We start from the raw sequence: 12,519 nt of genomic DNA, 5'->3' as shown, positions 1-12,519 counted from the left end.
AACCGGCAGGAGGGTTGGGCGGATGAGAGAAACACTGAGCCTTTATTCGATGGATCACGGATACCGCTCCCTAGTGATCGGAGCGACTGGGGCGCTGGGTAGCGCCTTCTGCGAGCTGCTGCGCGAGGACCCGCGTTGCGCCGTCGTGCGGGAGCTGGGGCGTGGAAGTTCTCCCGCGCTTGACCTGGAAGACCCCTCGAGTATCGCTCAGGCTGCGGCCACGCTTGCAGCGGAAGGGCCCTATCAGTTGATCCTTCATTCAGCGGGCCTGCTGCACCGTCCGGGCTTGCAGCCGGAAAAGTCCCTAGTCGCCCTCGACGCGCAGGCCCTGCAGGCCGTGTTCCAGGTCAATGCGCTGGGACCTGCGCTGGTGCTGCGGCATTTCCTGCCATTGCTGCACGCCCGGGGAAAGATGGCCATGCTTTCGGCGAAGGTGGGAAGCATCGGCGACAACCGCCTGGGTGGCTGGTACGCCTACCGCGCATCAAAGGCGGCATTGAACATGCTGTTGAAGACTGCCGCCATCGAGTTGGCTCGCAGCCGGCCGCAGTCCTGCCTGTTCAGCCTCCATCCGGGTACGGTCGCTTCCGGCCTGTCCGCGCCGTTTCGAGGCGCGGCGCTGGCACGCCCCGCGCATCAGGCGGCAGCGGATCTGCTGAGCCTTGTCGACCGTCTTGGGCCCGCCGAGAGCGGCGGATTCTATGCCTACGACGGCGAGCGTCTGCCCTGGTAAGGATGGAGCACGCATGAACCCGGAAGCGCTGGAGTGCACCGCTGACCGCCTGTTGCAGCCTGATCCCGCAACAGGCCGCGCGCCCGCGCCAGCTCGCCGGATCGGTCTCGTGCTGGGTGACCAGCTGTCGTTCGACCTGAGCCTGTTCGACACCCTGGACCCCGGCCAGGACGCGGTGCTGATGGCCGAGGTGGAAGCCGAGGCCCGTTACGTGGTTCACCACCCGCAGAAGATCGCGCTGATTTTCAGCGCCATGCGGCACTTCGCCGACGCGCTACGCCAGCGTGGCTGGCGGGTAATCTACGTACGCCTGGATGACGCTGGCAACAGCGGCAGTCTGCCCGGCGAACTGCAGCGCTGGATGGCGATTCTGGAGGCCAGGGAGGCACACATCACCGAATGCGGTGAGTGGCGCCTGGAACAGGCGCTCAAGGATTGTGGCGTGTCGCTGACCTGGCACCCCGACCGCCGCTTCCTGTGCTCGCGGGAGGCGTTCGCGCGTTGGGCAGGGGACCGGAATCATTTGCGGATGGAGCATTTCTACCGCGGGATGCGCAAGCGCACCGGACTCCTGCTGGAAGCGGACGGCAGCCCGCTAGGCGGGGCCTGGAATCTTGATGCGGACAATCGCAAGGCGCTGCCGCGTGGCCTGCGTGGCCCATTCCCCCCTCGCTTCGAAATCGATGCCATTACCCGGGAGGTGCTGGCGTTGGTCCGGAGCAGATTCAGCGACCACTATGGTCGCCTGGAAGCCTTCGACTACCCGGTGACTCATGCTGATGCGCGGCTCCTGTGGCAACACTTTCTCGACTTCTCCTTGGCCGCCTTCGGCGATTACCAGGACGCCATGGCCATTGGGGAGCCTTTTCTGTTCCATGCCAGGATCAGCGCTGCGCTGAACATCGGCTTGCTCGATGTGCGCCAACTGTGTGCGGATGTGGATGCAGCGTATCGCCGAAAGCAGGTTCCGCTGAATGCCGCCGAGGGGTTTATCCGCCAACTGATCGGCTGGCGCGAGTACGTGCGTGGCATCTACTGGCTGCGTATGCCGGAATATGCCGAACTCAATGCATTCGGCAACCAACGCCCATTGCCGGAGTTCTACTGGACGGGCGCCACCGATATGCGCTGCATGGCCGAGGCCATCGGCCAGACCCTCGAACTGGGTTACGCCCATCACATACAGAGGCTCATGGTGACCGGTAACTTCGCGTTGCTCGCCGGCATCGCCCCCAAGGCCATCTGCGAGTGGTACCTGGCGGTCTACCTGGATGCCTTCGACTGGGTAGAGCTGCCGAACACCCTGGGCATGGTCATGCATGCCGACGGAGGCTACCTGGGCTCCAAACCCTATTGCGCCAGCGGTCGTTACATCCAGCGCATGTCCAACTACTGCGCGCAATGCCGCTACCGGGTAGGGGAGGCCACGGGGCCGCTAGCCTGCCCGTTCAATGCGCTGTACTGGCACTTCCTCATGCGCCACCGCGAACACTTGGAAGATAACCCGCGTCTGGCCCTGGTCTACCGCAACCTGCTGAACATGGATGAGGCGCACCGCCAGGCCCTCTGGTTGCGTGGAGAGGAGCTGTTGGCGCGGCTGGACGCGGGAGAGGCCCTGTGAGGAAAACCGACTTGCCGAGCAAGCTTTGCCCGGTCTGCGGGCGGCCATTCCTCTGGCGGCGACGCTGGAAGCGCTGCTGGGATGAAGTCCGCTACTGCTCGGAGCGCTGCCGTCGCTCAACGCGTACCAGCCAGGCGAAAGGCCAGGGGCATCCACAGCGCCCATAGCGGCGCCAGCACCAGGGCCGTGCCCGCGACGCCCATCGGCAATGACACTTCGGCAAATGGCGCGCCTGCGCAGTAGGCCAGTGGTCCGCCAACTCCCCCGAGCAACATGGCTCGCCAGGCTGGCCGCGCTGCCCAGGCGAGGCTATGGCGCAGGCCGCAGGCGAATACCAGCCAGAGCAGTGCAAGCCAGATCGGAAGGGGGGCATGGCCGAAGTCGAACACACCCGACGCGCCAAGCGCGCTGTCCATCGCACAGCCAACCACCGCCACCCGCAGCAATGCCCCGGTCTCTGCCCGGGGGAGGGGACAGAGGGCCAGGTGCACGATCAGCCCCGTGGCGACCGCGAGCAGCAACCAGGTTGATTGGGCGCCGAGTACGCAACCCCACCAGCCCAGTTGCAGCCATAGCGCGTTGCCCAGCAGCCAGGCCCGCCCCATGGCCTGGTCTACAGCCGCTCCGCCAGGGGGGCGCCTCGATAGGCCGGACCAGCCCAGAGCAACTGCGCAACGCCAATGGCGCGCTCCTCGAAGCCGCCTTCGCAGTAGCAGAGGTAGAACTCCCAGAGGCGCTGGAAGGCCTCGTCGTAGCCGAGCTCCAGCAGCGCGTGGCGCGATTGCCGCAGGTTGTCGTGCCAGAGTCTCAGGGTACGTGCGTAGTGCGGGCCGAAGTCTTCCATGTGCAACAGGTTTAGCTGTGTCTCGGCGCTGGCCGTCTGCAGCATCCTGGTCAGCGAGGGCAGGGCGCCGCCAGGGAAAATGTAGCGCTGGATGAAGTCCACCGAACGGCGGGCCAGTTCGTAGCGCTGATCGCGGATGGTGATGGCTTGCAGCAGCATTAGCCCGTCTTCCTTGAGCAGCTCGGCACAACGACGGAAGTACTCTGCCAGGTAGCGATGGCCAACCGCTTCGATCATCTCGATGGAGACCAGCTTGTCATAGCGGCCGTCGAGATCCCGGTAGTCCTTGCGCAACACGCGGACACGCTGCTGCAGGCCCAGGGCCTCGACGCGCTGCATCGTGTGCGCGTACTGCTCCTCCGATAAGGTGGTGGTAGTCACCCGGCAGCCATGGTGGGTGGCCGCATACAGCGCCAGGCTGCCCCAGCCGGTCCCGATCTCCAGCAAGTCGTCGCCGGGGCGCAGGTCGAGCTTTCGGCAAATGCGATCGAGCTTGTTCAACTGGGCTGCTTCCAGGCTCTGTTCGGAGTGATCGAACATGGCGGCGGAGTACATCATGCTGGGGTCGAGCAAGCGTTCGAACAGTGAGTTACCCAGGTCATAGTGCGCCATGATGTTACGACGCGAGCCCCTTCGGCTGTTGCGATTGAGCCAGTGCATCAGGCGCAGCACCGGGCGGCCCAGTCGCGCCAGACCGCCTTCCATGGCGTCGAGCACGTCGAGATTGGCGACGAACAAACGGGTCACAGCTGCCAGGTCGGGGCTGCGCCAGTAGCCCAGGATGTAAGCCTCGCCGGCACCGATCGAACCATTGCTGGCAACCTGGCCCCAGACCGCCTCATCCAGGACCTCGACCTGGGCTTTCAGCGAGCTGGCGGGATCGCCGAAGTCCAACTGCCCACCGCGATGCTGTACAAGCAGGTGGCCATGTCGAAGGCGACGCAGGTGGGCCAGGACGGCCTGCTTGAACAGACCACCCGCGAGCGGACCCAGGTTGCCGGCTTTGCTAGCGCTCAGAATCGGATCGGACATGCGTTGAGTCCTCGGTAGCGGTTTGGCCGACGCTCAGGTGGTGCTCGCTGGCCTGGTGATCGTGCAAGGGGGTGCCTTTTAGCAGCAGCCGCAGAGCCTGCCAGTAGATAGAGGTCAGGGTGCGCAGGGACATCCAGGGGAAGGCCAGGACGTGGCGGCGTAGCCCGGCGGCGTCGAGTGTCTGGCGCTGCAAGCTGAGGCGGGCCTCGAACAGTTTTTCCCCATCTCGCCAGTTCTCCATGTGCACGTGAAGCTGCGGCCCCGTGGCCAGGAAGCGCATGCGGTAATCCATCTCCAGCGGCAGGAAGGGCGAGACGTGGAAAGCCTTGGCAATCCTGAACTCGTGCGCCTCTCCGGGTTTAACTGGCAGTACGTAGTGGTGGCGTTCGCGCCAGGGCGTATTGCGTACCTCGCAGACGATCACTGCCAGGCGGCCGATATCGTCGTGGCAGAAGTAGAAGCTCACCGGATTGAACGACAGGCCCCAGCTACGCGGTTGCGTCAGCAGGTGGATGGCGCCCCGGGGGGCCTCACCCAATGCGTCGTGCAGCAATGCCCGCACGGCCTCGGCCAGTGGAACGCCAGTGCGGGTCCACGCCGGCAGGTAGTCGCTCTCGCGCCAGCAAAGAGGGGCCAGGCGCCGTGGGCGCAGAAGGCGAGAGATGCTCAATACCTGCTGTTGCTCTGCAAGGTCCAGGTAGAGCATGCCTATCGGGTAGCGGAAACCGTGCGGGTAGGGCGCAAGGCGCCGATGGCTGACCCAGCCGCCATAGAGGCCGCTGTTCATAGCTCTTCACCGAAATGAGCTGCGACCTTCAGAGCGCTGACCACGCCATCTTCGTGGAAGCCATTGCCCCAGTAAGCGCCGCAGAAATAGCTGTGCTGCTGACCTTGCAGGCTTTGCTGCCAGGCTTGAGCGGCGATCGCGGCCCGGGTGTACTGGGGGTGCGCGTACTCGAAACGAGCCAGCACCCGTGATGGGTCGACCGCAGTGCCCTGGTTGAGGCTCACGCAGTACGTCACCGGCGCGTCCAGGCCTTGCAGGATATTCATGTTGTAGGTCAGCGTCGCCGGCGAATCAGGTGCGCCACCAAGTCGATAGTTCCAGCTGGCCCAGGCTTTTCGCCGCCGAGGCAACAGACGCTCGTCGGTGTGCAGCAGCACCTCGTTGCTGGCGTACGTCAGGGCACCCAGCACCTTGCGCTCAAGCTGGCTTGGGGTCTCCAGCAGCGACAGGGCTTGATCGCTGTGGCAGGCGAACACCACCTTGTCGAAGCGCTCCCATCCCGTTGCGCTGAGCAACCGCACACCCTCGGCGTCCCGGCAGACTCGCTGCACCGGGCAACCCACTCGCAGGCTCGTGTGGAAACCAGCGCACAGCGGCTCGATGTAGCTGCGTGAACCGCCCTCGATCACCCGCCATTGAGGGCGATCGCTGATCGAAAGCAATCCGTGGTTATGGAAGAAGCGCACAAAGAACTGCAGCGGGAATTCCAGCATCTGCGCCCGCGACATCGACCAGATGGCCGAGCCCATGGGAATGATGTAGTGCTCGATGAAACGCTGTCCGTAGCCGCGTGTTCGCAGGTACTCGCCAAGCGGGGTCTGAGGAGTGACACGCTCGTCGTGCACGCTGCCAGGAGCCTCGCGATTGAAGCGCAGGATGTCATGCAGCATCTTCCAGAAGCCCGGTGATAGCAGGTTGCTGCGTTGCACGAAGAGCCCGGCCAGATCGCGGCCGTTGTACTCGATGCCGCCGGCCGGGTCATGTACCGAGAAACTCATTTCGGTAGGCCGCGAGGCCACGCCAAGTTGCTCCAGCAGGCGGATGAAGTTCGGGTATGTCCAGTCGTTGAACACGATGAAACCGGTGTCCACCGCGTAGCTGCGGCCCTGGTATTGGACATCCACCGTATGGGTGTGGCCACCGACCCAGTCGCTGGCCTCGAACACGGTCACGTGATTGCGGCGCGCCAGCAGGTACGCGCAGGTAAGTCCGGATATGCCGCTGCCGATGATTGCGATACGCACGTTTCAATCCATTCGTGGTGGACGTGCCAGACGCCGCCCCAGGGCCAGGCGCCAGCGCGCCGGAAGGCCGCCGAGCAGGCGGATGGCAAGAATGAAGGGGAGGGGAAAGGTGATCTCCAGGGGACGTCTGCGCAGGCGATCGGCGATGCGCCTGGCGGCACGCTGCGCTGACCAGCACATGGGCATGGGAAAGTCGTTGCGGCGCGTGAGTGGAGTGTCGACGAAGCCGGGGCTGACCAGGGTCACGTCGACGCCTTCTGCAGCGAGATCGATGCGCAGGGACTCGACCAGATAGCGCAGCGCCGCCTTGGAGGCGCCATAGGCACCAGCGCGCGGAAGCGCCAACCAGGTTACCGCGCTGCAGACGACCGCGAGATGCGGGCGATTTCCGCGGCGAAGCAGAGGCAGTGCCGCCTGAATGCAGTGACTGGTTCCGAACAGGTTGGTGCGAACCACGCGCTCGAGCAGGTCTGCATCGAAGCGCCCGGGCTCAAGATACTCGCAGGTGCCGGCATTCAGGATCACCAGGTCGAGGCCGCCCCAGGCGTCCTCGATGCGACGGCCGATCTCCATCACCTGCTGCCGCTCGTTGATATCGCCAGTGACGAACAGGACCTGGTTGGGAAAGCGCGTCGCCAGCCCCTTCAGGGGCCCAATCTGGCGGGCACTCAGGGCCAGTCGGTGGCCTTCCTCCAGCAAGATTTCCGCCAGTGCCGCGCCGATGCCGCTGCTGCCGCCCGTCAGCCAGACGCGACTCATGCAAGCCTCTGTTTGAGCCAGGCGATCAGCCGGCCCAGCAATGGCAGGTGTTCGTAGAGCAGAGCCCCGGCATCGAAGTAGTCGTGGTGCAGGTAAACCCGCTCCCTCCATAGCAGGTAGCTGCAGCCTTCCAGCCGGATGATTTCACCTCTGGCCAGACGTGGGTGACGAAAGCGCAGGGTCCAGCGAAGGTAGCCTCGACCGGGCCCGACTTCATCGAATCCGTGGAATTCGTAATGCAGGTCCTCGACGCTGTTGTACATCTGCCCGAAGTAGCGTCGAAGCGCGGGAAGGCCATTCAGGTTGTGCAGCGGATCGCGGAACTGCACATCCGGGGCGTACAACTCGTCGAGAGCGCCCAGGCTGCTGGCATTCAACGTGGAGAACGACTGCGCGAAGCATTGCAAGAAGTCAGGCATCCTGGCGCCCCGAATACTTGTACAAAATTAATTTTTGTACAACTTTTCCAGGAGACTAACGCGAAAATTGTACAAGTCAACGGGGCTTGTAGAAGTATTGTGTTGCCAATTCCTCTCAATCAGCGTGTTTATGAGAGATAGTGCATGTAATGGCACGCGGCAGGGCCTTCGAGCAAGGTTGGGGGAAGACGAGCGAGAACGAGAGAGCCGGCTTTCTGGAGGCGCTGGCCGATGAGCTGGAAGAGCACCGTAATGCATTGGCGACGCTGGAGGTCAGGGACAACGGCAAGCCTTTGCCCGAAGCCGAATGGGATGTTGCCGATGCCATCGGTTGCTTCCGCTACTACGCCGAACTGGCGCGGGAACTGGACGAGCGCCAGGACCAGACGCTGGAGGTGGGGGATGCGCGCTTCAGCTGTCACATCCGCCATGAGCCGGTTGGGGTAGCGGGGCAGATCATCCCCTGGAACTACCCGCTGCTGATGGCGGCGTGGAAGGTCGCGCCCGCGCTGGCGGCTGGTGCGACCTGCGTACTCAAGCCATCCGAGCTCACGCCACTGCGTGCGCTTGAGTTGGGTTTGGCGGCGGAGCGGGCTGGCCTGCCACGGGGAGTGCTCAGTATCGTGCCGGGCTTCGGGAGCGAGGCCGGCCAGGCCTTGGCGCTGCACCCGGGCGTCGACAAGCTGGCCTTCACCGGCAGCGTGCCGACCGGGTCGCGGATCATGATGGCCGCCGCCGTCGACATCAAGAACATCAGCCCGGAGCTGGGCGGCAAGTCGGCCTTCATCGTCTTCGACGACGCGGATATCGAGGCCGCGGTGGAGTGGATCATGTTCGGCATCTTCTGGAACCAGGGGCAGGTGTGCAGCGCCACCTCGCGCTTGCTGGTGCATGAGGGCATCGCGCCGCGTCTGCTGGAGCGCCTGGTGGCAGCGGCCCGCGACATCAGGATCGGCCCGGGGATGGAGGAGGGCGTGCAACTGGGCCCGCTGGTCAGCGCCGGGCACTACCAGAAAGTCATGGGTGTGATCGCCCAAGGCAAGCAGACCGCAGAGCTGCTGACCGGTGGAGTACGCCCGGCCCATCTGCCAGTCGGCTACTTCGTTGAGCCAACCATCTTCGATGAGCCCGACATCAGGAGCCCGCTCTGGCGCGACGAGATATTCGGCCCAGTGCTCTACGTAAAGCGCTTCAAGACAGAAGAAGAGGCCCTGGCACTGGCCAATGACAGCCGCTATGGCCTCGCGGCTGCCGTGATGTCCATCGATCTGGAGCGCGCCGCCCGCGTCGCCAACGGGCTGCGTGCTGGCATCGTCTGGGTCAACTGCTCGCAACCCACCTTCACCCAGGCGCCCTGGGGCGGCATGAAACAGTGCAGCATCGGCAGGGAACTGGGGCGTTGGGGGCCGGAGAATTACCTGGAGGTGAAGCAGTTGACCCAGTACTGCAGTGATGAGCCGTGGGGGTGGTACTTGAAGTAGGGCGCGGAACGATACTGTCGATGCAGCGGGAGCGGGGCGGACGTCGCCTTGGCGACGCCGCTGGTCGAGGTGCCTGTTGATCGAGCAAGGGAAGACCGACTACGCCGGCCTGAAGCAGCCATGTAGTTCGGATGCAATCCGGGATGCGATAGCGGGCTTTCCCGGATTTCATCCGGCTACGGAATCCCGGTCGTTGGGTGCATATCGCCTCACCCACTGCGAATTCTCCTACAGCACTGAGAGCCGGTGGCATATGTTCGGCCCGCAAGGCTGTTGCTAGCGTGGCCTCGACTTGGTCAGGGGCCATTATCCGAAGCCTTCTGAGCCGAGCGCCTATCGATAAAAACAATAAAGAGGGATGCAATGGAACGCTCTGCAATGCGCCGCGGCTTGAACGCACGACATATCCGCTTCATGGCATTGGGGTCCGCCATCGGCACGGGGCTCTTCTACGGTTCGGCGGCGGCCATCCAGCGCGCGGGCCCTTCGGTGCTGCTGGCGTACCTGATCGGGGGCGCGGCGATCTACCTGGTGATGCGTGCCCTGGGGGAGATGGCAGTGCGCACGCCGGTGGCCGGTTCCTTCGGTCACTATGCGAGTCGTTACCTGGGCCGCTATCTGGGCTTTCTCACCGGTTGGACCTACGTCTTCTCGATGATGATGGTGTGCCTGGCCGACGTGACGGCGTTCGGCGTCTACATGGGCCTGTGGTTTCCCGATGCGCCGCGCTGGATCTGGGTGCTGGGTATCGTGTTGTTCATTTCGGCCTTGAACCTCTGCAGCGTGCGGATCTTCGGCGAGCTGGAGTTCTGGTTGTCGTTGCTCAAGGTGCTGGCGATCGTGGCGATGATCGTTGCCGGAGCGGGCGTGCTGCTGTTCGGTATTCAGCTGGGTGACGTTAGTGGCGGCGACGCCTCGCTCAGCAACCTCTGGGCCCATGGTGGCTTCTTCCCCAATGGAGTGGAGGGGATGATCGCTTCCTTCACCATCGTGATGTTCGCCTTCGGCGGCATCGAGGTAATCGGCTTCACCGCCGGCGAGGCGAAGGACCCACAGCGGATGATTCCCAAGGCCATCAACTCGGTGCCGCTGCGCATCCTGCTGTTCTACGTGCTGACGCTGCTGGTGCTGATGGCCATCTACCCCTGGCCGCGAATCGGCAGCCAGGGCAGCCCCTTCGTGCAGATATTCAGCGGCCTGGGCATCGAGTCGGCCGCCAGCATCCTCAACCTGGTAGTGATCTCGGCGGCGATCTCCGCCATCAATAGCGACATCTTCAGCACCGGTCGCATGCTCTTCGGCATGGCCGGGAATGGACAGGCGCCGCGTGTCTTCGCTCGCCTGTCTGAGCATGGTGTGCCCTGGATGACCGTGCTGGTGATGGCGCTGACGCTGCTGCTTGGGGTGCTGCTCAATTACCTGCTGCCGAACGAGCTGTTCCTGATGTTCGCCTCGCTGGTGACCTTCTCGGTGGTGTGGGTGTGGCTGATGATCCTGCTCTCGCAGATTTCCATGCGCCGCAGCATGAGCAGCGAGGAGGTTGGCTCCCTTGGCTTTCCGGTTCCGCTCTGGCCATACGGGCAGTACCTGGCCATCGCCTTCATGCTGTTTATCTTCGTGGTGCTGGCGGCGTTCCCCAACACCCGCACCGCGCTGTACATCGGCGCAGCCTGGCTCGTTTTCCTCACCCTGGCCTACTGGGCCTGGGTAAGGCCGAACCAGGCCGCGCAGCCCGAGCCTGAACTGCCTTGAGCAGTCCTGGCGGCGCGATGTTCCAGAACCGTGGTTACTTCCAGGAAGAGAGGAGTGGTTGCATGACGCAGCACAGCTTTGAATTCGAACTCCCGCATGCGCTCATCGAGGATTTTCAGCGCGATGGCGCGGTGTGCGTTCGACAGTTGTTCACGGCCGAAGAGGTGGCACTGCTGGAGCGGGGCATCGAGCGCAACCTCGCGACCCCCAGCGAGCGGGCCAAGGTGGCCAGCAGCCCGGACGACCCGGGCTGGTTCTTCGAGGACTTCTGTAACTGGCGGGATATAGAGGAATATCGACGCTTCATCTTCGAGAGCCGGGTGGGCTCGGTAGCGGCCCAGTTGATGGGAGGTGGCGGAGCGCGTCTGTACCACGATCACTTATTGGTGAAGGAGCCGAATACCCGTCAACGAACGCCCTGGCACCAGGACCAGCCCTACTACAACGTGGACGGCAAGCAGAACTGCAGTATGTGGATGCCGGTGGACCCGGTGGCGCGGGAGTCGACGCTGGAGTTTGTCGCCGGTTCGCATCTGGGGCCCTGGCTCATGCCACGGAGCTTCCTGGACAACCAGGCCAAATGGTTCCCGGAGGGCAGCCTGGCGGATTTGCCGGATATAGAGGCGGATCGGGGGAGGTGGAACATCCTGGGCTGGGAACTGGAGCCGGGAGATGCGGTGTTCTTTCATATGTTGACCCTGCACGCCTCTGGTGGGGTGGGCGGGCAACGGCGTCGGCGGGCGTTCTCCCTGCGCTTCCTCGGCGATGACATGCGCCACGCACCGCGAGCCTGGAAAACCTCGCCAGAGTTTCCTGGGCTGGTCGACCAGCTCGCTGACGGAGCGCCGCTGAATCACCCTCTGTTCCCGGTGCTCTGGCCCAAGGTGGTATGACGGGGAGGGGATTCTTCTTGCCGCCTGTGATCACCTTGTTGTTTCCGGCAGGCGGCGTATCGTGAAAGACACACTCCCTAATGGAGGTGTTCCTATGTTCCAGGTAATGCGAATTGGCGAAAACCGTATCGACGTCAACTTTGCCGGCAAGCTGGACAGCAGTGAAATGCGAACCGGGATAGAGCAGTTGGCGCAGCAGTCCGAGGGCATCGCTCATGGCCGTATGCTGTATCGAGTCGGTGAATTCAAGATGCCTACGCTGGGGGCAATGGCGGTTGAGGTTTCTCAGATTCCGCAGTTGTTCAAGGTGGTGAGGCGTTTCGATCGAATGGCGGTCGTGGCCGACAAGGAATGGGTGAGGAAGGTAAGCGAGGTCGAGGGAGCGCTGATTCCGGGGCTGACGATCAAGGCATTCGGTTCACAGCAGACCGCTGAAGCCGAAGCATGGCTGCAGCGCTAGCCCTGCCAGGTTTCGCCCGACATGCGCCGCCTTCGGGCGGCGCTTTTGTTTCTGCCGCTCGTGTTCGTTGGTTCGGTCTGTTGGAAGTGGCCCACCCGGCGGGGCTGACTTCGGCGTGGGAGGCGCCGGCATGCCGTACGGAGCCTGGGCGAGTCCCTTCTATATATAGGAGAGAGGAGGGAGGGCGTGGACGGTGTTCGAACGGCATGGCAGAAAGTTTTCAATTAAGTGTTGACGGCAGATTCTGCATCCCTATAATGCGCACCTCTTCCGGCGCAGTCGCCAAGCAAAACTCCTTGTAGATCAATGAGTTAAGTGTTTGGAGAAAGTGCTGGAAGGGTTCGCTTCGAACAGTTCGCCACTGGCGAATGAAGCTGAATCGGAGGTGTTGACAGCGAGTTTGAGCGCTGTAGAATGCGCCTCCCGCTGATGAGAAGAGTGAATCGGATCGGAAGCGCAAGCGGTTGAGTAGAAACGAGAATTTCGAAAAACAG

Annotated in this window: 13 protein-coding genes and 1 pseudogene; 7 read left to right on the top strand and 7 right to left on the bottom strand. The window is 63.4% G+C overall.

Annotated elements, in window-relative coordinates; all coding sequences use genetic code 11:
* Positions 1–22 precede the first annotated feature (22 nt).
* Genes E8E91_RS18050 through E8E91_RS18040 form a run of 3 tightly spaced genes read left to right on the top strand, consistent with a single transcriptional unit; the run spans position 23 to position 2,521 of the window.
* Positions 23–733 carry an SDR family oxidoreductase gene (locus E8E91_RS18050; protein WP_280377498.1) on the top strand — a complete coding sequence of 237 codons (711 nt, stop codon included), beginning with the start codon at positions 23–25 and terminating at the stop codon, positions 731–733.
* A 13-nt stretch (positions 734–746) separates the two neighbouring features.
* Positions 747–2,354, top strand: a complete 1,608-nt coding sequence (locus tag E8E91_RS18045) for a cryptochrome/photolyase family protein (protein ID WP_280377495.1) — start codon at positions 747–749, stop codon at positions 2,352–2,354.
* On the top strand, positions 2,351–2,521 hold the full coding sequence (locus tag E8E91_RS18040) for a DUF2256 domain-containing protein (protein ID WP_280377492.1): 171 nt from the start codon (positions 2,351–2,353) through the stop codon (positions 2,519–2,521). The genes E8E91_RS18045 and E8E91_RS18040 overlap by 4 nt, the downstream gene beginning before the upstream one ends.
* Here E8E91_RS18040 and E8E91_RS18035 read toward each other — a convergent pair.
* From E8E91_RS18035 to E8E91_RS18010, 6 genes are read right to left on the bottom strand one after another with little or no spacing between them, the layout of a single operon-like run.
* Entirely contained in the window at positions 2,471–2,959 is a 489-nt protein-coding gene (locus E8E91_RS18035; RefSeq protein WP_190832336.1) for a DUF2878 domain-containing protein, read from the bottom strand. The two genes, E8E91_RS18040 and E8E91_RS18035, sit on opposite strands and share 51 nt — an antisense overlap.
* 8 nt (positions 2,960–2,967) lie before the next feature.
* Complete coding sequence (locus tag E8E91_RS18030) at positions 2,968–4,230, bottom strand: cyclopropane-fatty-acyl-phospholipid synthase family protein (RefSeq protein WP_280377489.1); 1,263 nt, start codon at positions 4,228–4,230, stop codon at positions 2,968–2,970.
* Positions 4,205–5,017, bottom strand: coding sequence for a DUF1365 domain-containing protein (locus tag E8E91_RS18025; RefSeq protein ID WP_280377487.1), 813 nt, complete (start codon positions 5,015–5,017; stop codon positions 4,205–4,207). Before E8E91_RS18025 ends, E8E91_RS18030 begins: the two co-directional genes overlap by 26 nt.
* Positions 5,014–6,261 carry an FAD-dependent oxidoreductase gene (locus tag E8E91_RS18020; protein ID WP_280377485.1) on the bottom strand — a complete coding sequence of 416 codons (1,248 nt, stop codon included), beginning with the start codon at positions 6,259–6,261 and terminating at the stop codon, positions 5,014–5,016. Before E8E91_RS18020 ends, E8E91_RS18025 begins: the two co-directional genes overlap by 4 nt.
* A gap of 3 nt (positions 6,262–6,264) precedes the next feature.
* Positions 6,265–7,020, bottom strand: a complete 756-nt coding sequence (locus E8E91_RS18015) for an SDR family NAD(P)-dependent oxidoreductase (RefSeq protein ID WP_280377482.1) — start codon at positions 7,018–7,020, stop codon at positions 6,265–6,267.
* Complete coding sequence (locus tag E8E91_RS18010; RefSeq protein WP_280377480.1) at positions 7,017–7,439, bottom strand: nuclear transport factor 2 family protein; 423 nt, start codon at positions 7,437–7,439, stop codon at positions 7,017–7,019. Before E8E91_RS18010 ends, E8E91_RS18015 begins: the two co-directional genes overlap by 4 nt.
* 134 nt (positions 7,440–7,573) lie before the next feature.
* On the opposite strand from E8E91_RS18010, the pseudogene E8E91_RS18005 reads away from it, so the two are divergent.
* The 4 genes and pseudogenes from E8E91_RS18005 to E8E91_RS17990 form a co-directional block, all read left to right on the top strand.
* Positions 7,574–8,920, top strand: a pseudogene (locus tag E8E91_RS18005) (aldehyde dehydrogenase family protein); the annotation flags it as partial.
* 363 nt (positions 8,921–9,283) lie between these two features.
* Complete coding sequence (locus tag E8E91_RS18000; protein WP_280377476.1) at positions 9,284–10,672, top strand: amino acid permease; 1,389 nt, start codon at positions 9,284–9,286, stop codon at positions 10,670–10,672.
* Positions 10,673–10,734: 62 nt separating this feature from the next.
* Positions 10,735–11,565: a phytanoyl-CoA dioxygenase family protein gene (locus E8E91_RS17995; protein ID WP_280377475.1), complete on the top strand. Its 831-nt coding sequence runs from the start codon at positions 10,735–10,737 to the stop codon at positions 11,563–11,565.
* A gap of 94 nt (positions 11,566–11,659) precedes the next feature.
* Positions 11,660–12,025: an STAS/SEC14 domain-containing protein gene (locus E8E91_RS17990; protein ID WP_280377473.1), complete on the top strand. Its 366-nt coding sequence runs from the start codon at positions 11,660–11,662 to the stop codon at positions 12,023–12,025.
* A 303-nt stretch (positions 12,026–12,328) separates the two neighbouring features.
* Here the strand turns inward: E8E91_RS17990 and E8E91_RS17985 are convergent.
* Positions 12,329–12,519, bottom strand: a 191-nt coding sequence (locus E8E91_RS17985; protein ID WP_280377471.1) for a hypothetical protein, incomplete at its 5' end; no start/stop codon positions are given.

The sequence above is a fragment of the Pseudomonas sp. BN515 genome (genome assembly GCF_029873155.1).
Lineage (GTDB): Bacteria > Pseudomonadota > Gammaproteobacteria > Pseudomonadales > Pseudomonadaceae > Metapseudomonas.
The sequence above is the reverse complement of the archived record's forward strand: the minus strand, read 5'-3'. Positions and strand labels throughout refer to the sequence as shown.